Source organism: Subtercola sp. Z020, assembly GCF_002931235.1.
In the GTDB taxonomy this organism is placed as follows: domain Bacteria; phylum Actinomycetota; class Actinomycetes; order Actinomycetales; family Microbacteriaceae; genus Subtercola.
This window is the reverse complement of record NZ_PSTT01000064.1, coordinates 33943-54674: the sequence shown is the minus strand read 5'-3', so window position 1 is coordinate 54674 and position 20732 is coordinate 33943. Positions and strand designations below refer to the sequence as shown.

Here is a 20732-nt window from a genome sequence, read left to right as displayed (position 1 = left end):
GAGGGGGGCTAGCGGAAGAGGGCGCGGGCGTACTGGGGGGGCCAGTAGTCGAGCGAGACGCCGAGCTCGTGGGCGGCGCGCAGCGCGAAGTGCGGGTCGCGCAGGAACTGCCGGCCCATCATCACCGCGTCGGCGCGGCCCGAGGCCACCACCTCTGCCGCCTCCGCGGCGGTCGTGATGAGGCCGACCGCGCTGACCGGCACGTTCCCCTCCGACCGCAGGTGCGCCGCGAGCTCGACCTGGTACAGAGGCGCGACGGGAATCTTCACGCCGGTCACGTTGCCACCGCTCGAGACGTCGAAGAAGTCGGCACCGGCATCCCGCGCCCAGCCGGCGACCGTGGTCGTCTGCTCGACATCCCAGCCGCCCTGCTCGACCCAGTCCGTCGCCGAGAAGCGCACGAAGAGGGGAACGCCCTCGCCGACCTCGCCGCGAACGGCCCGCACCACGTCGAGCACGAAGCGCGCCCGGTTCTCGAGGCTGCCGCCATAGGCATCCGTTCGCTCGTTGCTGAGCGGCGAGAGGAACTCGTGCATGAGGTAGCCGTGGGCGGCGTGCAGCTCGATGACGTCGAAGCCCGCGTCGATCGAACGGCGTGCTGCGACGCGGAAGTCCTCGACGATCTGTTCGATCTCGGGCACGGTCAGCGCGACCGGTGTGGCGTAGCCGGGGAACGGGATCGCCGATGGCGCGACGGTCTGCCACCCGCCGAGCGACTCGGGCACGGTTCCCTTGTCGTCGGCCCACGGCCGGAACGTCGACGCCTTGCGGCCCGCGTGGGCGAGCTGGATGCCCGTGGCCGTGCCCTGCTCGTGCAGCAGAGCGTTGATGCGGGTGAACGCGGCCTGCTGCTCGTCGTTGTAGAGCCCGAGGTCCTGCGGCGAGATGCGCCCGGCCGCCGTCACGGCCGTCGCCTCGGTGATGATCAGGCCGACGCCGCCGCTCGCGAACGAGCCGAGGTGGGCGAGGTGCCAGTCGGTGGGCACCCCGTCCTGCTTCTCGGCCGAATACTGGCACATCGGTGCCACCCACAGTCGGTTGCGGAATTCCGTCTCACGGATGGTCAGGGGGCTGAAGAGCGTCGCAGTAGTCACGGAAAGGTGCAAGAACGTTGGCGTGCGAGATATTCCGCGAGCGGCATGAACGACCTATCGTAAGAGACATGCCCGAAGACACCGCAGCGCTCCTCTGGTCCGATTTCCAGGCTCCGGATGCCCGAGCCTTCGTCGACCCGCCCCGAAACGATGACGACAAGTACACCCGCGGGGTGCTCGGGGTGATGACCGGTTCGGCGAGCTTTCCGGGGGCGGCCGTGCTCGGTGTGGAGGGCGCGAGCCGCACCGGCGTCGGCATGCTCCGCTACCTCGGCCCGGGCCGGGCGACGCGGCTCGTGCTGCAGCGTCGCCCCGAGGTCGTCACTGCAGAGGGCCGGGTGCAGACATGGCTCGTCGGATCGGGCATGGATGCCTCCAGCCGCGAGAAGTCGGTGACCTCTGCGCTCGTCGCGGCGCTCGGCGCAGGCGATCCGACGGTCATCGACGCGGGAGCGCTCGACCTCATCGACCACGCGTCGGGCCCCGTCGTGATCACGCCGCATGCGGGCGAGCTCGTCACCCTCCTCGGTGCGCGCGGCGTCGACGTGACACGCGCCCAGGTCACGGCCGAGCCGGCTGCCTGGGCGGAGCACGCGGCCCGGCTGCTCGGCTGCACCGTGTTGCTGAAGGGGCACGTCACGCACGTGGTCGGTGCGAGCCGCGACGGCGACGGGCAGATCTCGGTTGGCCGAGGCCTGCGCGTCACCGCCCCGACGACGGAGCTCGCGACGGCCGGTTCGGGCGACGTGCTCGCGGGCATCCTGGGCGCGCTGGTCGCGACGCGCCGGCAGGCTCTGGATGCCGAACCCACCCGCCTCGCCGACCTGGCCGCCGCGGCGGCGGTCATCCACGGGCTCGCGGGGGAGCGCGCTTCGGCGGGCGGGCCGATCGTGGCGCTCGACATCGCGGAGGCGGTTCCCGCCGTGATCGCGGCCCTCCGCGCCGGCTGAGGACCCGCAGCCGGCCGCCGGCTGACCACGCCGGTCGGTGCCGCCTGACCCGCGCCCGCCGGCCTCCGGCCCCGCGCCGCGCCAGTTGACCCCGCGCCGCGCCGGCTGGCCCCGCACCGCCGGTTCACCCCGCGCCGCGCCAGCTGGGGCCCCCGGTCCCGACCCGCGCCGGCTTTAGGCGTCCGCCGCCCTCGCCGGTGCGGCCCCGGCCGACGGCGCCCCGCGCACGCCCGGCGACCCGGCGGACGACTCCCCGTGCCGCGCTGGCTGACCCCGCGCCACGCCGGGTCTGGACGCCGGCCACCCTGTGCCGGGCCGGCCGCCCGGCCAACAGCGCCCCGCGCCGCGCCGCACGGGCGCTGGCGCATAAGATGGCGGGGTGCGTCGACTGGCCCTTCACCCCCTGCTGATCTGGAGCGTCTTCGCTGCCATCCACCTCTGGCTCGGCTACGTCGGGCTGACCGCCCCGACCCTGCCGTGGGGTGACGTCACGGCCGTCTACGACACGTGGGTGAACAACGGCTTCAAGGGGTACTGGGTCGGCATCGACGGCCCGTGGGTGTACCCGTTGCTGGCGCTGGTTCCGATGGTGGCTGCGATGGCGTTAGGGTCGGGCCTCTACGGAACCACCTGGCTGCTGCTGGTGACGCTCGCCAACGGGCTCGTGCTGGCGTTCATCCTGTACTCGCGTGCGACGACCGTCGCGCCCGACAGCGCACACGCGCCGAGCGTCGGTGCGGGTGCCGGTGCGCCCGGTGCGCCCCGTGCCATGTCAACCGTTGCCGCACCAGCCGCAGCCGCACCGCCGACTGCCGCACCGCCGGCAGCCACACCGCACGTAGTCGCACCGGCAGCTGTCGCCCCGGATGCCCGCCCGACCGGCTTCGCCCCGAACATCCGCTTCGTCGCCGCGTGGTGGTGGCTGCTGTTCCTGCTGCTGCTCGGACCCGTCGCCCTCGGCCGCATCGACACCTTCGAAGTGGCGCTCGTCATCGTCGGGCTTCTGCTGGCCATCCGTCGCCCCGCCGTTGCCGGCGTGCTGCTGGCGGCGGCCACCTGGGTGAAGGTGTGGCCGATCGCCATGGTCGTCGCCCTGATGATCGCGGTGAAGCGCCGGTGGACCCTGGCTATCGCCGCCGCAGCCACGGCCGCCGTGATCGCCGGCGTCGGTCTCGCTCTCGGGGCGGGCGCGAACCTCGTCAGCTTCGTCACGCAGCAGACCGGCCGCGGCCTGCAGATCGAGGCGCCCGTCAGCACGCCGTGGATGTGGCTCGCCTACCTGCGCCTGCCCGGGTCTGTCGTGTACTACGACCAGGACATTCTGACCTTCCAGGTGAAAGGCAACGGGGCGCCGATCGCCGACGTGCTCACCACGCCGCTGCTCGCGCTGGCCGTTCTCGCGGTGCTGCTGCTCGGCATCTGGGTGGTGCGCACCGGCGCCTCTGTGACGGCCGTGCTGCCGCCACTGGCCCTGGCGCTCGTCACCGCGCTGATCGTCTTCAACAAGGTCGGCTCGCCGCAGTTCATGCTCTGGCTCACAGCGCCGGTCATTCTGGGGCTCATCTGGCAGGGGCGGCGGTTCCGCCTCTTCGCGATCATCACCGCGGTGCTCGGAGCCCTCACGCAGATCATCTACCCCTATTACTACGACTGGTTGATCTCACTCGACACGTTCATGCTGCTGACGCTGACCGTACGCAACGTGCTCGTCTGTGTTCTCTTCGTGCTCGCCGTGCGGGCGCTCCTCCGGGCACGGGTGAGGGCAGCCACGCCCGTCGCTCCGCTCCAACAGAAGGTGGTCATCTGATGCTCGTTGCGTTCTCTGTCGCTCCCTCCGGTGGCGAGGCTCTGGATGCCTCGGTGCACGACGCCGTCGCCGCGGCCGTTCGCGTCGTGCGCGAGTCGGGCCTGCCGAACCACACCGACGCGATGTTCACGACGATCGAGGGGGAGTGGGACGAGGTGTTCGACGTCGTCAAGCGCGCGACGGAGGCCGTCGGCGCGTTCGGCTCCCGCGTCTCGCTGGTGCTGAAGGCCGACATCCGCCCCGGCTACACGGGCGAGCTCACCGCCAAGGTCGACCGCCTCGAGCGCGCCCTCGGCGAGTAGCCTCAGCCCGCCCGCCCGAAATCGAATCGATTCGATTTCGGGCGGGAACGGCCGTAGGCTGGAAGGGTGACCGCCACTTCTTCGGGGCCCGCGCAGCTGACGCCGGCCCGCATCCGTCTTGCGCTGCTCGCGCTCACCCTCGGCGGCTTCGGCATCGGCTGCACCGAGTTCGTGGCCATGGGCCTGCTGCCCGACCTCGCGCGCGACCTGCTCCCGGGGCTGTTCGCCCAGTCCGCCGAGCAGGCGAACGGCCAGGCCGGCCTCCTCATCACGGCGTACGCCGCCGGGGTCGTCGTCGGTGCTCCGACGATCGCCGCCGTCGCGGCACGCTGGCCGCGGAAGGTCGTGCTGATGGTGCTGCTCGGCACGATCATCCTCGGAACAGTCGCCTCCGCCCTGCTGCCCACGTTCGGCCTCGTGCTGCTGGCCCGCTTCGTCTCGGCCCTGCCGCACGGCGCCTACTTCGGCATCGCCTCGCTGGTGGCGGCGTCGCTTCTCGGCCCGAACAAGCGCGGCCAGGGCGTCGCCCTCGTGCTCGGCGGGCTCACCGTGGCGAACGTGGTCGGCGTGCCGTTCGTCACCTGGATCGGGCAGAACTCGAGCTGGCGCGTGTCGTACCTGGTCGTGGCGGCCATCTTCGTTCTGGCGCTGGTCGCGGTCACCCTCACGGTGCCGAACCAGCCGGGTGACCGCACCGCGACCATGCGCAACGAGCTGAGCGCGTTCGGTCGGCCGCAGGTGTGGTTCGCCATCGCGATCGGCGCCATCGGCTTCGGCGGGTTCTTCTGCGTCTACACGTACGTCTCGCCCATTCTGACCACAATCACGGGCCTGCCCGAGTCGGTGGTTCCGTGGGCGCTGGTGGTCGTCGGCATCGGGATGACCGTGGGCAACCTGCTCGGCGGCCGGGCGGCCGACCGCAACCTGAAGCGCTCCATGCTGCTCTGCTTCGGGCTGCTCCTGGTCACCCTGTTCGAGTTGCTGCTGTTCGTCTGGAGCCCCGTCGGCCTGTTCGTCGGCCTGTTCTTCGTGGGTGCCGCCGCGGCATCCATCTCCCCGATGATCCAGACGCGGCTGATGGATGTCGCGGGTAACAGCCAGTCGATCGCCGCTGCGCTGAACCACTCGGCGCTGAACTTCGGCAACGCGCTCGGCCCCATCGTCGGCGGCGTCGCCCTCTCGATCGGGCTCGGCTACGTGGCCCCGATCGGGGCCGGGATCGTCTTGACCGTGCTCGGCATCCTCATCGCCGCCACGTCGTTCACCGTCGAGCGCCTCAGCCGCCGGCGCCGGGCGGAGGCGGAGGCGGCTGCGGAGGAGGCGGCTCAGTCCCGGCGGCTCGCGTCGACGGTCGCCTCGGCCGGGTTCGTCAAATAGTCGTCCTGGATGAGCAGACCATCCTGGATGGCCCGCTTGCGGAGCGCGACCTTGGTTCCCACATCGATGCCCACCACGCGGTACTTCTCGCGGATGCGCTTGAGGTAGCTCTTGGCCGTCTCCTCCGAGATGCTGAGCTGCTCGGCGACCTGTTTCACCGGCTCGCCCCCGCCGTAGAGCGCCATGACGCGGCGCTCCTGCGCGCTGAGCTTGGGCGACCCGCCCTCCTCCTGTGAGCTGAGGGCGAGGTCGAGTTCGCTCGAGATGAAGGGTTCGCCCTTCGCCGCAGAGCGGATGGCCTCGACGATCATGTCGGCCTCCTCGCTCTTCACGAGGTAGCCGAGCGCGCCCGCGGCGAGGGCCTCGCGAACGACGACCGGCTCGGAGTAGGTGCTCATCAGCACGGTCTTGACGCCCGCAGACTTCAGCGCACGCAGTTTGACCGAGATCGGGAGGTTGTCTTTCAGGTCGAGGTCGAGCAGCACGACGTCGACGGGGAATTCGGGGCTCGTCAGCAGGTCGGGCCAGGTGGTCACCGCCGCGACCATCTGGATGTCGCTGGCCGCCCCCCTGATCCACTCCGTCAGGGCGCCGAGCAGCATGCGGTGGTCGTCGACTATGGCGAGTCGGATATTCTCATGCGTCGTCGGCATGTCAAGCCTCCCTGTTCTCGGCTGCCAGACCTCGTGCGCTTCGGGGGGTCTGCCCTCTTACGCTTCGGGGGTCTGCACCTCTGCAGTGATCCGGATCTCGATGGACCCGTGACGCCCACTCTCCGAGTGCTGCCCCACCTGATCCAACGCCCCCCAGATCGTGACATCGATACGCCGGCGTGGAATGCCTTGGATCGAAATCTCCATCGGAAACACCATCATATCCGTTCTACCCCCCTGATCGGGGTCAACCACGTCGCCGACCGTGATGGCGATCACCGGCTGCTGCCGCGACGCGGACGCAGCGATCAACCAGATCGCGGTGAGCAGCCCTTCGCGCTGCTCCGGCTCGAGGTAGCCCGCGAGCCCGGCCGGGTCGTCGAGCGTCACGGTCGGGCGCAGTACCTCGGAGTCGTCGATGGCGTGCTGCAGCCAGGTCTGGCGCCGCCCCGCGATCAGCCGGCGGCGCAGATCGCTCGCGAGGGCCGCTGCTGCGGCCGACTGCTCGGTGTCGAGGGGGAGCGGGATGCGGCCGGAGGCGACGTCGCTCAGCAGTTCTTCGGCCCGCCGGTCGAGCCGCGCCAGTTCGTCGGAACCGAGGATGCCGACGGCGAACCGCGGCGACGAGATGGTGCTCTCGACCAGCGTGCGGTCGAGCTCCCGGTCGATGAACCGGCTGAACGACTTGACGATCAGGATGGCGATGAGCGTCGGTGCCAGGGCGGCGACGATGACCTCGATCTGCGGCCTCGTCGCACCCGCGTCGGCGCTCGCTCCGACGATCGTGACCACGAACAGGAAGACCGTGAGAACGACCGTGGCCAGAATGAGCTGGTTGAGCGGCCGGAACGCGACCAGCGACAGCAGGGTGGCCCCCGCGCCGACGATCACCGTGACCTCGGGGTTCGGTGGCGTGAAGCCGTGCGACGACACCAGGTCGAGGATGACGGCCCCCGCGACCAGCACCAGCACCACCGAGTACACGGGCGTCGGCACGTGGCTGCCGCGACTGTTGCCCACGATGCAGGCACCCGCCATCGCCACGGCGATCATCAGCCAGGCGATGAGGGTCAGCCACGGGTTGACGTAGGCGTTCCAGTTGAGAACGAAGATCGCGATGCCGCGGATGCTCAGCAGAACGGCAGCGACGATGGCGCCGATTCCGAGGTAGCCGATGCCGATCCGCGAGTCCGACGCGACATCCTTGCGCAGCGACTCGAGCGCCTCCGGTCCGAGTGTGCGGGCGCGCACCAGCCGCGTGAGGAGGCCCGTGCCCTGTTCTTCGGCGTCTGTTCCGGGCCGGGTCGAAGCGGGGTGGGGGTAGGCGTCGACGTCGTCGGCGGCATCCCTCTCGCCCAGCCCGTCGATCGGCGCGCTCACCGCGGCACCTCGAGTACGACGGTGGTGCCGGCTCCCGGCGCCGAGAAGATGCGGGCGTTGCCGCCGACGTCGCGGATGCGGGCGACGACCGATTCGGCGATACCGAGCCGCCCGCTCTCGACGCCGTCGGTCTCGAAACCGACGCCCGAATCGGTGACCATCGCACGCACGCCTCCCGCATCCTGCGTGATCGTCACGTCGGCCTGGTCGACCTGGGCGTGCCGCCTGACGTTCTCGAGGCACTCGCCCAGCGAGAGGAGGAAGGCGCTCCGCACAGCAGGCGGCAGAATGATGTCGCCGCCGCTGCCGTGCCAGTGCACGTCGAGCCCCCGGCGCTTGAACCGCTGCTGCAGGGCCTTGATGCTCTGGGCGACGGGCGCCAGCTCGTCGGTGCGCAGGTTGTAGGTTCCGGATGACCGGGGCGTCGGTGTCTCGCCGAGCCGCAGTTGGCGCAGCAGCACGGCGTCGTCGCTCGCCTGCACGCGCAGCGCATCGGGATCGGCGCCCCTCCCGGAGTGCGCCAGCAGCGTCAGCGTGGCGAGCACCGTGTCGTGCAGCAGCCGGGCGCTCTGCCGCCGTTGCGCTTCGAGCTCGCTGGCCCGGCGTTCCGCCTGGTGTGCGGTGCCGAGGCGCGCGATGCGGCCGCGGGCCCGCCGCACGCTGTCGGTGATCCAGATGCCGACCATCACGTTCACCGACCAGCCCACGATGAAGATCGTCAGGGCCTGCACGGCCTCTTCGCTGGTCAGCGACGGCAACGCGGCGACCAGGTTCAGCAGAAAGGCGAGCGCGAGGTAGAACCGGCCGGGCAGAGAGCCCTGCAGCACGATCGCCAGCGCTCCGATGCCACCGCCCGAGAGCAGGAGCAGGGCGCTCAGCAGCGGGGGGTGCTCGGCGACGACACTGCCGAGCAGGTAGCTGAGCGAGAGCGCGGCGAACGTCGTGATGGCGACCCAGAGCATCCCGGGCAACCGCCCGATCATGAGGTACCCGCCGAGCACGATCGCGTAGAGCGGCAGGCCGATGGCGAGAACGTACCCCGGCGTGTCACCCGCGATGGCCAGGCAGACGAGCGACGAGAGGGTGAAGACCCACCCCTCGACCCAGGCTGCGGTGCGCAGCAAGGGTTCGAGTCGCCTGATCACAGTCGCAATGCTAGTGCCCAGCCCCCGAACGGGGGATCGCTCGTGACGCGGGGCGCCGACTCAGTAGGCGAAGAGTCGTCGCAGCTCGGCGCCGACCAGCTCGTCTTCGATCAGAAAGCCGTCGTGGCCGAACCGCGACGATATCACTGTCGCCTCGTCGCCGTCGATGTTGGCCGGGATGTGCCGGGCGATCACCTGCTGGTCTTCGACGGGAAAGAGACGGTCGCTGTCGATGCCGATGACGAGCGAGACGGCACTGACCTTTCGCAGGGCCTCGACCACGCCGCCGCGCCCACGGCCCACATCGTGCGAACTCATGGCCTCGACGAGCGTGATGTAGGAGTTCGCGTCGAAGCGCCGGGTGAACTTGTTGCCGTGGAAGTCGAGATACGACTCGACGGCGAAGCGCCCGCCGCGCCCGAGCGGGCTGATGCCGCTCTGCCAGCTGCGCTCGAACCGGTCGTTCAGCTCGGTGGGGCTGCGGTAGTTCAGCAGCGCCATGCGGCGGGCGAGCGCCAGGCCGGAGTGCGGACCCTCGCCGATCTTCGCGTTGTAGTACAGCCCATCGCGGAAGAGCGGGTCGGCCCTGATGGCCTCGACCTGCACGGAGTTCAGGGCGATCTGGTCGGCGCTCGAGATCGGTGGGGCGGCGATCATGGCGAGCTTCTCGGCCTTGTCGGGGAAGGTCGCGCCCCACTCCAGAACCTGCATGCCGCCCATCGAACCGCCGACGATGGCCGCCCAGCAACGGATGCCGAGCTGCTGCATCACGCGCTCCTGCGCCACGACCTGGTCCCGGATGCTCGTGTACGGGAAGCGCGCACCCCACTCTTCGCCGTCGGGCGCGATCGAAGCCGGGCCGGTCGACCCCTGGCAGCTGCCGAGCATGTTCGGCGCGACCACGAAGTACGTGTCGGTGTCGATGGCGAGGCCCGGGCCGACGATCCCGCCCCACCAGCCGGCGGTCTGGTGACCGGGCTCCGCCGCACCGGTGAGGTGGCTGTCGCCCGTGAGGGCGTGCGCGACGAGCACGGCGTTGTCGGCCGCGGGGTTCAGCGTGCCGAAGGTCTCGAAGGCGATCCGGGCATCCGGAACCGTTCCACCGCCCTCGAAGGCGAGGTCGCCGATGTGCGCGAACTGGCGGCGACCGACCGGATCGCCGTCGCGCCATGCACCCGTCGCCGGAGGCTTGCCGAGGATCGACCGGATCTGCGCATCGGTGATGAAGTCGCTCGGAACGGTGTCTTCGGGTATCTGCCAGTCCATTGTTCTTCCATTGTGACGAACGGAGAGGGCGGCCGCGCGAATGTTACGCGCGGCCGCCCCTCGATGCACTCAGAGCGCGTTGACGCGCGCCACCTCCCGTGCGGCGGCGAGGCCTGCGGCCAGGTCGGCCTTGATGTCGTCGATGTTCTCCAGGCCCACCGAGAGCCGCACGAGCCCGGGCGTGACGCCCGAGGTCAGCTGCTGCTCCGGCGTCAGCTGCGAGTGCGTCGTCGAGGCGGGGTGGATGACGAGCGAGCGCACGTCGCCGATGTTGGCGAGGTGCGAGAAGAGCGAGAGGGAGTTCACCAGCGCGCGGCCGGCATCCACCCCGCCCTTCAGCTCGAACGAGAGCACCGCCCCGACGCCCTTCGGGGCGTAGCGGTTCGCCGCCTCGTACCAGGGGCTCGACGGCAGCCCTGCGTAGTAGACCGTGGCGACGTCGTCGTGGTCGTCGAGCCACTCGGCGACCTCCTGGGCGTTCTGCACGTGGCGCTCGATGCGCAGCGACAGCGTCTCGATGCCCTGGATGAGCTGCCAGGCGCTCGCCGGGGCGATCGACGAGCCGAGGTCGCGCAGCAACTGCACGCGTGCCTTGATGATGTAGGCGATGCCGTCGCCGAGCGCCTCGGTGTAGGTGACACCGTGGTACGACTCGTCGGGGGTGGTGAGGCCCGGGAACTTCTCGGCATTCGCCGACCAGGCGAACTTTCCGCCGTCGACGATGACGCCGCCGATGACCGTGCCGTGGCCGCCGAGGAACTTCGTCGCCGAGTGCACGATGATGTCGGCGCCGTGCTCGAACGGGCGGATCAGGTAGGGCGTCGCGATCGTGTTGTCGACGATCAGCGGCACACCGTTGTCGTGCGCGACGTCGGCGACGAGACGGATGTCGAGGATGTTGATCTTCGGGTTGCCGATGGTCTCGGCGAAGAACAGCTTCGTGTTCGGGCGCACGGCGCGCTGCCACTCGTCGCTGTCGTCCTGGTTCTCGACGAAGGTCACGTCGATGCCGAGCTTCTTCAGCGTGTACTTGAAGAGGTTGTAGGTGCCGCCGTAGATCGAGGCGCTCGACACGATGTGGTCGCCGGCCTGCGCGATGTTCAGCACGGCGAAGGTCTCGGCGGCCTGGCCGGAGGAGACCAGCAGCGCCGCCGTTCCGCCTTCGAGGGCCGCGACGCGCTCCTCGACGACGTTCTGCGTCGGGTTCTGGATGCGCGTGTAGATGTTGCCGAACTCGGCGAGGGCGAACAGGTTCTTCGCATGGTCGGCGTCGTTGAAGACGTACGAGGTGGTCTGGTAGATGGGCGTGGCGCGGGCGTTGGTGACCGGGTCGGGAGCAGCGCCGGAGTGGATCTGCTTCGTCTCGAACTGCCAGTCGGCGTTGTCTGTCATGAGGGAATCCTTTGGTCGTTAGGGCAACCCTAGGCAGGCCCCCGGGGTGGGTCAACGAGGCCTGCAACACGCGGTAACGTGAAAGCCCACCCTCACGAAAGGCCTCGCATTGGGCATCCAGAACCGTCGTGCTGTCGTCACCGGAGCGAGTTCGGGAATCGGGGCGGCCACCGTGCGCCTGCTGCGCGCCCACGGCTGGGATGTGGTGGGGGTCGCCCGCCGGGAGGACCGCCTGCAGGCGCTCGCCGCCGAGACCGGCGCGACGTACTTCGTGGCCGACCTTCTGAAACAGGGCGATGTGGATGCCCTGGCCGACCATCTGCGGCAGACCGGCGGTGTGAGCACCCTCATCAACAATGCGGGCGGCGCGGCCGGCATGGACTCCGTCGAGGCGGGCTCCGTCGAGGACTGGCAGTGGATGCTCGAGGTGAACGTGATCGCCGTCAAACGTGTGGTCTCGGCCCTTCTGCCCCTGCTGCGGGAGTCGGTCGCGGGGGCGCCGACCGGAACGGCCGTCGCCGACATCCTCACCGTCTCCTCGACGGCCGGCCACTTCGCCTACGCGGGCGGCGGGGGATACAACGCGTCGAAGTTCGCCGTCACCTCGCTGTCGGAGGTGCTGCGGCTCGAACTGAGCGGTGAGCCGATCCGCGTGCTCGAGATCGCTCCCGGCATGGTCAAGACCGACGAGTTCTCGATCAACCGTTTCAAGGGCGATGCGGCCGCCGCAGAGGCCGTCTACGCGAACGTGCCCGACCCGCTGAGCGCCGACGATGTCGCCGCCACGATCGTGACGATGGTGGAGATGGCGCCGCACATCAGCCTCGACCTCGTGATCATCAAGCCGGTCGCGCAGTCGGCCGTCTACAAGGTGCACCGCGGCCCGCTCGAGGTGAAGCAGTAGCGGGCGTTTGCCGGTACCGTTGTCGAATGGCCGAGAGCGAACCCACAACCGAGACCGAGACCGTCGCACCCGAGGCGGAGGCGGCGCCCGAACGGGAGGTGCTCGGCTGGCTCGAATTCGGTGAGGCCTCCCGGGTTCTCGCGACGAGCGTTCTCGAGAGCGGCTTCGTTCCCGACTTCGTGATCGCCATCGCCCGGGGCGGCCTGCTGCCGGCCGGCGCGCTCGCCTACGCCACGGGCACGAAGAGCTGCGGCAGTCTGAACGTCGAGTTCTACACCGACATCGAGACCACCCTGCCCGAGCCGATCATCCTCCCGCCCATGATGGACAACACCGAGCTCATCGGCCGCAACATCCTGCTCGTCGACGACGTGGCCGACTCGGGGCGCACCCTGGCCCTCGTGGTCGGCCTGCTCGAACGCGTGGGCGTCATCGTGCGCACCGCGACCCTCTACGCGAAGCCGCGCTCGGTGATCGAACCCGACTTCTACTGGAAGAAGACCGACCGCTGGATCGTCTTCCCGTGGTCGGCGCACCCGCCCGTGACGGTCTGACGCCGGGGTTCTGACGCGATGAGCATCCATCTCGTGGGCGGCGGCTGGCCGATCGTCGACGACGGCGCCGTCTACCGCGCCTTTCTCTCCGAAGCGGCCGAACGCGCGCTGCAGTCCGGCCGGCTCGACGGCCCCCGCGTCGCCATCGTGATGGTGCGAGACGGTGACGGGCCCCAGAAGTACGCCGAACTGACAAGCGCTCTCGGCCAGATCACCGAGCTGCAGCCGGTGCCGATCCTGACGCTCGAAGGCGCGGCGATCGACGCGGCCGGGCTCGCCGAGGTCGACGGCATCCTCGTCTGGGGCGGCCTGACGCCGGCCTACCGCGACAGCATCGACCCGTCGTTCGGCGAGATCCGCCGCCAGGTCGCGGGAGGGGTGCCCTACCTCGGCTTCTCTGCGGGAGCCGCGATCGCCTCCGACAGTGCCCTGCTCGGCGGGTGGACGATCGGTGACGTGCCGGTCTGCCCGCAGGAGGCCTCCGAAGACCTCGACGAGGTGACCTTCGGCGCCGGCATCGGGCTGATCGACCTCGCCGTCGACGTGCACGCCGCCCAGTGGGGCACGCTCGCCCGGCTGATCGCCGCCACCGAGGCTGGCCTGACAGAGGGCGGCATCGCGATCGACGAGCACACCGCCCTCATCGTCGGCGACGGCCCCCTCGCGGTGGTCGGCCGCGGCAGCGTGTGGACGGTGACAGACGAAGACGGCAGCGTGCGCGTCGCGACGATGGGCGCGAGCTGAGCGACTTCTCGCTCGAGACGCTCGTCGCCTCGGGCCGCATGGATGCCGGCTGGGCCGAGGCCCTGCAGCCGGTCGACGGCACACTCCGCGACCTGTCGGCGTTCCTCGATGCCGAGGTGGCCGAGGGGCGCGGCTACCTGCCCGCGGGCGAGAACGTGCTGCGGGCCTTCGCCCGGCCGCTGGCCGACGTCAGGGTGCTCATTCTCGGACAGGACCCGTACCCCACCCCGGGGCATCCGATCGGCCTCTCCTTCGCGGTCGAGCGACACGTGCGGCCCCTGCCCCGGAGCCTGGCCAACATCTACCGCGAGCTGACCGACGATCTCGGGGTGCCCGCGCCCGAACACGGCGACCTGACCGGCTGGAGCCAGCACGGCGTCATGCTGCTGAACCGGGTGCTGACGGTACGGCCGGGCGAAGCGGGTTCGCATCGCGGCAGGGGCTGGGAGGCCGTCACCGAGCTCGCGATCCGCACACTGGTCGCCCGCGGCACGCCGCTGGTCGCCATTCTCTGGGGCAAGGATGCCGCCAGGCTCCGGCCGCTGCTGGCCGGCGCCACGGTGATCGAGAGCGCGCATCCCAGCCCCCTCTCTGCCCGTCGCGGCTTCTTCGGTTCGAAGCCCTTCAGCCGCGCCAACGCGGCGCTCGAACGCGCGGGCGTCACGCCGGTGGACTGGGCCCTCACCGGCGGCCGACCGAGCGTCTAGGCTTCTGAGCATGCTCGAAGAGGAATACCAGCCGCGGCGAAAGCTCCCTGCGAACCTCCGCCCGAAGGCGGCGCCCGAGCCGGTCTTCGAGTACACGATCCGCGACGCCGTGGCAGCCGACATGCCCTACGTGCGCGAGATCTACAACCACTATGTCGCCAACACCGTCGTGACGCTCGACGAAGACGCGATGACGCTGAAGGAGTGGAAGACGAAGTTCGCCTGGCTCACCAAGCTCGAGATGCCCTTCCTCGTGGCGGTCTCTGGCAGCAACCAGGTCATCGGGTTCGCCTACGTGTCGCCGTGGAAGCAGAAGGCCGGCTACCGGCGAACGGTCGAAGACAGCATCTACCTCGGCCCCGCTGCAACGGGCAAGGGGCTCGGTCGGGCCCTGCTCAAGGAGCTGCTGGCCCGTGCGAAGGCGGCGAAGATCCGTGAGGTGCTCGCGGTCATCGTCGACAAGGGGGCCGAGGGGTCGATCCGGTTGCACGAGAACGCCGGCTTCACCGAGGTCGGGCGGCTCGGCAAGGTCGGCTTCAAGTTCAACAGGTGGCTGGGAACCGTTCTGCTGCAGAAGCACCTCAAGTAGGTCGGCGTAGGCTCGGAGCATGGCTGAGCTGCACGACCTCGGCGCCCTCGAACAGTGGCGCCTCCTCCAACGGGGCGACGTGGGGGTGGTCGAACTCACCGAGCACTACCTGGCCCGCATCGAACGACTGAACCCGGTCGTCGGCGCGTTCCATGAGGTGACGGCCGAGAGAGCCAGGGAGCGGGCCCGCTTCGTCGAACAGCACGTTCCACGAACGACGACCCTCTGGGGCCTGCCCTACGGCGACAAAGACCTGGTCAGGCGCGCGGGCGTGAGAACCACGTTCGGCAGCCGCCTCTTCGCCGACTTCGTTCCCGAGGACTCAGACGGGCTCGCGAACGACCTCGACGCAGCAGGGGGAGTGAGCCTCGGCAAGACGGCGACCCCGGAGTTCGGGCTGCCGAGCTACACCGAGAACCTGGTCGCACCGCCCGCGCGGAACCCCTACGACCTCACCCTCGGGGCGGGCGGCTCGAGCGGAGGCGCGGCCGCGGCCGTGGCGTCGGGAATGCTGCCCTTCGCTCCCGGCTCCGACGGCGGCGGCTCGATCCGCATCCCCGCGGCTGCCACGGGGCTGGTCGGGCTGAAGCCGTCGCGCGGGCGGGTGCCGTCGGGCAGTGGCATCGGTGCGCTGGCCGGCCTGCCCGTGGCCGGTCCGCTGGCGCACTCGGTTCTGGATGCTGCACTGCTCTTCGACGGAATGATCAGCCCGAACGGCTCGCCTCCGCGCCAGCCGTTCGCGCTGCGCGCCCCCGAGAACACCGACGGCCCCTTCCTCGGAGCGGCCGTTCGCGGAGAGGGCCGCTTTCAGCTCGGCGTGCTGTTCGACTCGGTGTGGTCGTCGGTGCAGAACATCGTCGTCGATCCCGAGATCCGCGGGACCGTCGACCAGACGGTGGAACTGCTCGCGAATCTCGGTCACGGCATAGAGACGCTCGCCCTGGAACCGTCGCCGGAGTACCCGCCCGCGTTCCGCACGATCTGGCAGGCCGGAGCCGCGAACATCCCGGCCGACGACTCCACCGAGCATCTGCTCGAACCGCTCACCCGCTGGCTGATGCACAGGGGCCGCGCGATCGGTGCGGCGGAGCTCACCGCTGCTCTGGCCACGCTGTCGGCCTTCGAACGGTCGATCATCCGCCAGTTCTCGGCGTTCGACGCGATCGTGACGCCGACCCTCGCCCTGTCTTCCCGCCCTCTCGGCTGGTACGACGCCGTCGACGGTGAGCGCAACTTCGCGCAGCAGGTGGAGTACTCTCCGTTCACGTCGTTCGTGAACGTGAGCGGACTGCCCGCCATCACCCTCCCGGTGGGGGAGACGGCCTCGCACCAGCCGATCGGGGTACAGCTCATCGGCCGCCCGGGGGGCGAGGCGACGCTGCTCTCCCTGGGCCGGCAACTCGAGCGCCAGCTTCGCTGGGAGACGGTGCACCCACCCGTCTGGTCGCTTGTGGAGGAGGTTAGGTAAGCCTATGCTTAGAACAAATGAGTGTCGTGATGAACGGACCGGCCGCCCTCCAGGCGGCGGCAGCCCAGACCAGCAGACCGGTTCGATCGGTGCGCCCGGGTCGGGCCGCGAGCAGCGGTCGCATCCTCCTCGCCACCGATGAGTCGTCGCTCGACGCTCTGAAGCTGGCGCTGTCGACCCTCGGCGGCAACGCCCGGGGCCAGGTCTTCGTCGAGGTGGCGTCGACCGACGACATCGTCGCCATCGAGGCTCCCGAACTGGTCACCGTGACTTGGCTGGCCCGCGAGAACCGCAGCGGCAACCCGGGCACCTCCCGCCGGTGCGCGCACGGCCAGGCACTCGAACGTGCCGTGCTCGCCTGGGTGAGCGAGATGCACACCGGTGACAGCGAGCGCGACGGCGGCGACGTCACCGCGTGGGTCGAAGGAGCGGGCACCCGCATCTGGGAGCTGCGGCAGACGCTCATCGCGCGGCTCGGAGCGACGAGCGACGCTCGCTGACCCTGCCTGACGCTGACCATGACTGACGCTGATACTGCCTGACGCTCTCCTACTGCTCCGAACCGGTGATGCGTTCGGAGAGGCTCCAGAGCCGGGCGGCGAGGGTGGGGTCGCCCGCCTGCGGTGAGGTGCGCCCGTTCGGCGTGAAGCCGTCGAAATAGGTGCCGCTCGGGCTGCCGGTCGACTCCACGCTGGCGAGGTGCACGAGCGGCGCAGCGCCCACCTCGGGGCTCGCCCCCAGGTGCCCGTTGCCCGCGAGCGTCGCGACCCGCATGAGCCCGGTGTCGGCCGCGAACGAACTCGCCACGAAGCCGGGGTGAAAGGCGTAGGCCTCGATGCCGCTGCCCTCTGTGCGGGCCGCCAGCTCGCGCGTATTCACGATGTTCGCGAGCTTCGCGGTGCAGTAGGCGAGCCAGCCACCGAGCCAGGCGCTGTTGCGCCGGTCGAGATCGGCGAGCCGGATGCGCCCGAACCGATTGCCGGCAGAGGCCGTCGCGATGATGCGCACCGGCGACTCCTTCGCATTCTCCCGCAGCCGGGGGAGCAGCAGTGAGGTCAGCAGGAACGGTGAGAGATGGTTCGACTGGATGGTGCGTTCGTTGCCGTCTTCGGTCAGGGCGCGCTTCTTCACGAGACCGCCCGCGTTGTTCGCCAGCACGTCGATGCGTTCGTACCGGTTCAGTAGGGCATCCGCGAGCCTCCGCACGTCGGCGAAGCTGTCGAAGTCCGCGACGAACGCGGTCGCACCGATCCGCCGGGCGATGTCGGTGGTGCGCTGCTCGTTGCGGCCGACCACCGCCACCTCGGCACCCTGGGCGGCGAGGCTCGTCGCGGCGGAGCGGCCGATGCCCGAACTCGCGCCGGTGATGACGATGGTCTTTCCGGCCAGGTCGTGCGTCCCTGCGATATCACCGGGGGCTTCGCCCGCGCCCGCGCCTTCGACATCGACATCGCCCTCGCCCTCGCCCATCAGCGGTAGCCGCCCTTCTCGAGCCCGGCTTCGATCTCGAAGCGGTTCTTCAGCGGGTCGGAGCCCGCCAGAAAGTAGACGAGGGGAAAGGTCAGGCCGTACTTCTGCCACTGTTCGCGGTGCACGGCCTCGTGTTCGAGCACGGCCGGCCCGGCGTTCTGGTCGGTGAGGTAGACCCCGCCGATGCAGCTGCCACCCCGGGAGAAGGCCCACGTGGGCACACCCGTGAACACGAAGAGCCCGTCGACTCGGCGGATGCGGCCCGTGCTCAGCACGGCCCCCCACACGACGCCGACGAGCGTCGCGTACAGGTAGCCCGCCCGGGCCACCGGAGGCGCGAGAAACAGCGGCCGCAGAACGGCGGCAACGAGACGGAGAACCACCGCCGTCACCGGCTCGACGCGTCGCGGCCGTACGTCTCGAGCAGTCGTAGCCAGACCTCGCTGATCGTCGGGTACGACGGCACCGCGTGCCAGAGCCGGTTCAGTGGAACCTCGCCCACCACGGCGATCGTCGCCGAGTGCAGCAGCTCGCCGACATCCTGGCCGACGAACGTCGCACCCAGAACGACCTGGCGCTTCTGGTCGACCACCATGCGGGCCGTGCCCTCGTAGCCGTCGGCGGTCACGCTTGCGCCGGCCACCCAGCCGATGTTGTAGTCGACCGACTTCACGTCGAAGCCCGCCTTCTTGGCGGCTGCCTCTGTGAGGCCGACAGAGGCGACCTCGGGGTCGGTGAACGTCACCTGGGGCACGGCCTGGTGATCGGCTGTAGCGACGTGGGCGCCCCACGGGTCGATCGAGAGCGGCTCGCCCTTCGCCCGCGCGACGATCACGTCGCCGGCGGCCCGGGCCTGGTACTTGCCCTGGTGGGTGAGCAGCGCGCGGTGGTTGACGTCTCCGGCCGCGTAGAGCCACTCGCCCCCGAGGGCGTCGTTGCCGTCGGCCTTCACCAGCAGGGTGTCATCGACGTCGAGCCAGCTGTGCGCCTCGAGCCCGATGGTCTCGAGGCCGAGGTCGCCGGTGTTCGGCACCCGGCCGGTGGCGACGAGCAGTTCGTCGACGACCAGTTCGCTGCCGTCGTCGAGGGTGAGGCTCAGTTCGCCGCCGGCCCCGTTTCGCGTGACGTTCGTCGCCGAGACGCCGATCTTCACGTCGGCGCCGAGCTTCACCAGCGCGTCGCGCACGAGCTCGCCGGCGAACGGCTCCTGGTTGCTGAGCAGCCCGCTGCGGCTCAGCACGGTGACCTTCGACCCGAGCGAGGCGTAGGCGGTCGCCATCTCGGCACCCACGACGCCGCCTCCCATAATCGCGAGGCGGGCGGGGATCGTCTGGGCGGAGGTCGCCTCCCTGCTCGTCCACGGCGCAGAGTCCGCGAGCCCCGGGATGTCGGGCAGCAGCGCAGCGGAGCCGGTCGAGACCACGATGGCGTGGCGGGCGGTGAGCGACGAGACGGTGCCGTCGGCGGCGGTCACCGACAGCTCCTTCGGGCCGGTGAACCGGGCGTGGCCGCGTACCAGCGTGATGCCGGCGCCCTTCACCCACTCGACCTGGCTGTCGTCCCTGTACTCGCTGACCGTCTTGTTGCGGCGGTCGAGCACGGCCTGCACGTCGAGGTCGCCGGTGATGGCCTCGCGGGCGCCGCCGACCCGTTCTGCCGCACGCAGCACGGCGCCGCTCCGCAGCAGAGCCTTCGAGGGCATGCACGCCCAGTACGAGCACTCGCCGCCGACGAGCTCGGCCTCCACCAGCGCGGCGCTCAGGCCGCCCTGCACCACACGGTCTGCGGCGTTCTCGCCGATGGCTCCGGCGCCGATGACGATGACGTCGAAGGTGGTCTCGGCGGCGGCGGTTGTGTCGGTGTCGGTGTCGGCGGTGTCGGCGGTGTCGGTGGCGGCGGCGGAGCCTGCGGTCTCGGTGGGGGAGTCGGTGGGCGACATGGGTGGTCCTCTCAGCGTGCCGGCACGCCCGTCAGAGCGTGATACCGGTTCTTCGTTCAGACTAGCCGCGCCGATTGGTCAGCGGCCGATGAACACCGCGGGCTTGCGGGTGACGAACGCCTCCATGCCGATGCGCGAATCATCGCTGGCCGCCAGCCGCACCAGGGCGGGCTGCAGGGCCGCCTCCGCCGCCGCATCGCCGTCCCGCACCGCCGCGCGGGCGTTGGCGAGGGTCGCCTGCACGGCGAGCGGAGCCTGGGCCGCCACCCTCCCGGCGAGTTCGAGTGCTCGCTCGAACTGTTCGCCGTCGGGAACGACCTCCTGCACCAGCCCGATGCGGTGGGCCTCTGCGGCGTCGAACAGGTCGCCGGTGAGCATCCAGCGCATGGCGTCGCCCCAGCCGACGGCGCGCGGAAAGCGGATGGTGGCACCGCCGAAGGGCAGGATGCCGCGGCTCACCTCGAGCTGCCCGAAGCGGGTCGATGCGGCAGCGACGGCGATGTCGGAGGCGAGGATCAGCTCGATGCCGAGGGTGAGGCAGCTGCCCTGCACGGCGATGACGACCGGCTTCGACAGCTGCCGACCGTCGACCTGCCACGGGTTGATGCCGCCCTCGGGCACGAAGTCGAGGCCGCCCGCCGCGCTGTTGCTGCTGTCGCGGTCGCTGCCTGTGCTGTCGCTGCCTGTGCTGTCGCTGCCTGTGCTGTCGCTGCCGGTGCTGCCGGTGTCGCTGCTGTCGCTGCCGCCACCGATGCGCGGCCCGATGTCGGCCAGGTCGAGCCCGGCGGTGAAGTGCTCGCCGACCGCGTGCACGAGCCCCACGCGCAGCTCCGGGTCGCGTTCGAGCTCGCCGTACGCCGCCGCGAGCTCCTGCAGCATGGCGAAGTCGGCCGCGTTCCTCTTCTCGGGGCGGTTCAGCCCCATCAGCAGAATGTGTCCCCGGCGTTCGACGGTGATGCGCGTAGTCATGCTGCGATGCTAGCCGGGCTGC

The 20732-nt window shown here is 70.2% G+C and carries 21 protein-coding genes; 11 read left to right on the top strand and 10 right to left on the bottom strand.

From position 1 onward, the window contains the following. Positions 1–8: 8 nt before the first annotated feature. Positions 9–1094, bottom strand: coding sequence for an NADH:flavin oxidoreductase/NADH oxidase (locus C5B96_RS08330; protein ID WP_104244795.1), 1086 nt, complete (start codon positions 1092–1094; stop codon positions 9–11). Positions 1095–1162: 68 nt separating this feature from the next. Between C5B96_RS08330 and C5B96_RS08325 the strand changes: the two genes are divergently transcribed. From C5B96_RS08325 to C5B96_RS08310, 4 genes are all read left to right on the top strand, one after another. Beyond that, complete coding sequence (locus C5B96_RS08325; RefSeq protein ID WP_104244793.1) at positions 1163–2044, top strand: ADP/ATP-dependent (S)-NAD(P)H-hydrate dehydratase; 882 nt, start codon at positions 1163–1165, stop codon at positions 2042–2044. A 379-nt stretch (positions 2045–2423) separates the two neighbouring features. Next, entirely contained in the window at positions 2424–3851 is a 1428-nt protein-coding gene (locus C5B96_RS08320; protein WP_104244791.1) for a glycosyltransferase 87 family protein, read from the top strand. After that, entirely contained in the window at positions 3851–4153 is a 303-nt protein-coding gene (locus C5B96_RS08315) for a thiamine-binding protein (RefSeq protein WP_104244789.1), read from the top strand. The genes C5B96_RS08320 and C5B96_RS08315 overlap by 1 nt, the downstream gene beginning before the upstream one ends. A gap of 66 nt (positions 4154–4219) precedes the next feature. Next, complete coding sequence (locus C5B96_RS08310; RefSeq protein WP_104244787.1) at positions 4220–5530, top strand: MFS transporter; 1311 nt, start codon at positions 4220–4222, stop codon at positions 5528–5530. On the opposite strand, the gene C5B96_RS08305 is transcribed toward C5B96_RS08310, so the two are convergent. The 5 genes from C5B96_RS08305 to C5B96_RS08285 form a co-directional block, all read right to left on the bottom strand. Beyond that, positions 5479–6183, bottom strand: a complete 705-nt coding sequence (locus C5B96_RS08305; protein ID WP_104244786.1) for a response regulator transcription factor — start codon at positions 6181–6183, stop codon at positions 5479–5481. The genes C5B96_RS08310 and C5B96_RS08305 overlap by 52 nt on opposite strands. 57 nt (positions 6184–6240) lie before the next feature. Further along, positions 6241–7563: a hypothetical protein gene (locus tag C5B96_RS08300; RefSeq protein ID WP_104244784.1), complete on the bottom strand. Its 1323-nt coding sequence runs from the start codon at positions 7561–7563 to the stop codon at positions 6241–6243. Then, complete coding sequence (locus C5B96_RS08295) at positions 7560–8708, bottom strand: sensor histidine kinase (RefSeq protein WP_146078123.1); 1149 nt, start codon at positions 8706–8708, stop codon at positions 7560–7562. Before C5B96_RS08295 ends, C5B96_RS08300 begins: the two co-directional genes overlap by 4 nt. 60 nt (positions 8709–8768) lie before the next feature. Further along, positions 8769–9974, bottom strand: coding sequence for a homoserine O-acetyltransferase (locus tag C5B96_RS08290; RefSeq protein WP_104244780.1), 1206 nt, complete (start codon positions 9972–9974; stop codon positions 8769–8771). Between the two features lie 69 nt (positions 9975–10043). Continuing rightward, positions 10044–11366: a bifunctional o-acetylhomoserine/o-acetylserine sulfhydrylase gene (locus tag C5B96_RS08285; RefSeq protein WP_104244778.1), complete on the bottom strand. Its 1323-nt coding sequence runs from the start codon at positions 11364–11366 to the stop codon at positions 10044–10046. A gap of 115 nt (positions 11367–11481) precedes the next feature. Here C5B96_RS08285 and C5B96_RS08280 point away from each other — a divergent pair, with 115 nt between their 5' ends. From C5B96_RS08280 to C5B96_RS08250, 7 genes are read left to right on the top strand one after another with little or no spacing between them, the layout of a single operon-like run. Continuing rightward, positions 11482–12270: an SDR family oxidoreductase gene (locus tag C5B96_RS08280; RefSeq protein WP_104244809.1), complete on the top strand. Its 789-nt coding sequence runs from the start codon at positions 11482–11484 to the stop codon at positions 12268–12270. A 26-nt stretch (positions 12271–12296) separates the two neighbouring features. Further along, a complete protein-coding gene (locus C5B96_RS08275; RefSeq protein ID WP_104244776.1) occupies positions 12297–12824 on the top strand; it encodes a phosphoribosyltransferase in 528 nt (175 codons plus the stop codon). A gap of 18 nt (positions 12825–12842) precedes the next feature. Then, on the top strand, positions 12843–13568 hold the full coding sequence (locus C5B96_RS08270) for a peptidase S51 (protein ID WP_104244774.1): 726 nt from the start codon (positions 12843–12845) through the stop codon (positions 13566–13568). A 38-nt stretch (positions 13569–13606) separates the two neighbouring features. Further along, positions 13607–14275, top strand: a complete 669-nt coding sequence (locus tag C5B96_RS08265; RefSeq protein ID WP_104244807.1) for a uracil-DNA glycosylase — start codon at positions 13607–13609, stop codon at positions 14273–14275. A 10-nt stretch (positions 14276–14285) separates the two neighbouring features. After that, the gene (locus C5B96_RS08260) at positions 14286–14864 is read left to right on the top strand and encodes a GNAT family N-acetyltransferase (RefSeq protein WP_104244772.1); all 579 of its coding nucleotides are present in this window, start codon (positions 14286–14288) and stop codon (positions 14862–14864) included. Between the two features lie 19 nt (positions 14865–14883). Then, a complete protein-coding gene (locus C5B96_RS08255) occupies positions 14884–16332 on the top strand; it encodes an amidase (RefSeq protein WP_104244770.1) in 1449 nt (482 codons plus the stop codon). 17 nt (positions 16333–16349) lie between these two features. Continuing rightward, positions 16350–16832 (top strand): SIP domain-containing protein, encoded by a 483-nt coding sequence (locus C5B96_RS08250; RefSeq protein WP_104244768.1) that lies wholly within the window; start codon positions 16350–16352, stop codon positions 16830–16832. Between the two features lie 49 nt (positions 16833–16881). Here the strand turns inward: C5B96_RS08250 and C5B96_RS08245 are convergent, their stop codons facing one another. From C5B96_RS08245 to C5B96_RS08230, 4 genes are all read right to left on the bottom strand, one after another. Next, entirely contained in the window at positions 16882–17802 is a 921-nt protein-coding gene (locus tag C5B96_RS08245; protein WP_104244766.1) for an SDR family NAD(P)-dependent oxidoreductase, read from the bottom strand. Then, the gene (locus tag C5B96_RS08240) at positions 17802–18194 is read right to left on the bottom strand and encodes a Fe-S oxidoreductase (RefSeq protein WP_233189086.1); all 393 of its coding nucleotides are present in this window, start codon (positions 18192–18194) and stop codon (positions 17802–17804) included. The genes C5B96_RS08245 and C5B96_RS08240 overlap by 1 nt, the downstream gene beginning before the upstream one ends. Continuing rightward, on the bottom strand, positions 18191–19741 hold the full coding sequence (locus C5B96_RS08235; protein WP_104244764.1) for an NAD(P)/FAD-dependent oxidoreductase: 1551 nt from the start codon (positions 19739–19741) through the stop codon (positions 18191–18193). Before C5B96_RS08235 ends, C5B96_RS08240 begins: the two co-directional genes overlap by 4 nt. Positions 19742–19819: 78 nt before the next feature. Beyond that, positions 19820–20710 carry a crotonase/enoyl-CoA hydratase family protein gene (locus C5B96_RS08230; protein WP_104244762.1) on the bottom strand — a complete coding sequence of 297 codons (891 nt, stop codon included), beginning with the start codon at positions 20708–20710 and terminating at the stop codon, positions 19820–19822. Between the last annotated feature and the right edge of the window lie 22 nt (positions 20711–20732).

What these genes read in the sequence shown, in the direction of transcription:
- C5B96_RS08325 (WP_104244793.1), top strand. Translation starts at nt 1,163, where the DNA reads ATGCCCGAAGACACCGCAGCGCTCCTCTGGTCCGATTTCCAGGCTCCG.
- C5B96_RS08315 (WP_104244789.1), top strand. Translation starts at nt 3,851, where the DNA reads ATGCTCGTTGCGTTCTCTGTCGCTCCCTCCGGTGGCGAGGCTCTGGAT.
- C5B96_RS08305 (WP_104244786.1), bottom strand. Translation starts at nt 6,183, where the DNA reads ATGCCGACGACGCATGAGAATATCCGACTCGCCATAGTCGACGACCAC.
- C5B96_RS08290 (WP_104244780.1), bottom strand. Translation starts at nt 9,974, where the DNA reads ATGGACTGGCAGATACCCGAAGACACCGTTCCGAGCGACTTCATCACC.
- C5B96_RS08285 (WP_104244778.1), bottom strand. Translation starts at nt 11,366, where the DNA reads ATGACAGACAACGCCGACTGGCAGTTCGAGACGAAGCAGATCCACTCC.
- C5B96_RS08275 (WP_104244776.1), top strand. Translation starts at nt 12,297, where the DNA reads ATGGCCGAGAGCGAACCCACAACCGAGACCGAGACCGTCGCACCCGAG.
- C5B96_RS08270 (WP_104244774.1), top strand. Translation starts at nt 12,843, where the DNA reads ATGAGCATCCATCTCGTGGGCGGCGGCTGGCCGATCGTCGACGACGGC.
- C5B96_RS08265 (WP_104244807.1), top strand. Translation starts at nt 13,607, where the DNA reads ATGGATGCCGGCTGGGCCGAGGCCCTGCAGCCGGTCGACGGCACACTC.
- C5B96_RS08260 (WP_104244772.1), top strand. Translation starts at nt 14,286, where the DNA reads ATGCTCGAAGAGGAATACCAGCCGCGGCGAAAGCTCCCTGCGAACCTC.
- C5B96_RS08255 (WP_104244770.1), top strand. Translation starts at nt 14,884, where the DNA reads ATGGCTGAGCTGCACGACCTCGGCGCCCTCGAACAGTGGCGCCTCCTC.
- C5B96_RS08250 (WP_104244768.1), top strand. Translation starts at nt 16,350, where the DNA reads ATGAGTGTCGTGATGAACGGACCGGCCGCCCTCCAGGCGGCGGCAGCC.
- C5B96_RS08245 (WP_104244766.1), bottom strand. Translation starts at nt 17,802, where the DNA reads ATGGGCGAGGGCGAGGGCGATGTCGATGTCGAAGGCGCGGGCGCGGGC.
- C5B96_RS08235 (WP_104244764.1), bottom strand. Translation starts at nt 19,741, where the DNA reads ATGTCGCCCACCGACTCCCCCACCGAGACCGCAGGCTCCGCCGCCGCC.
- C5B96_RS08230 (WP_104244762.1), bottom strand. Translation starts at nt 20,710, where the DNA reads ATGACTACGCGCATCACCGTCGAACGCCGGGGACACATTCTGCTGATG.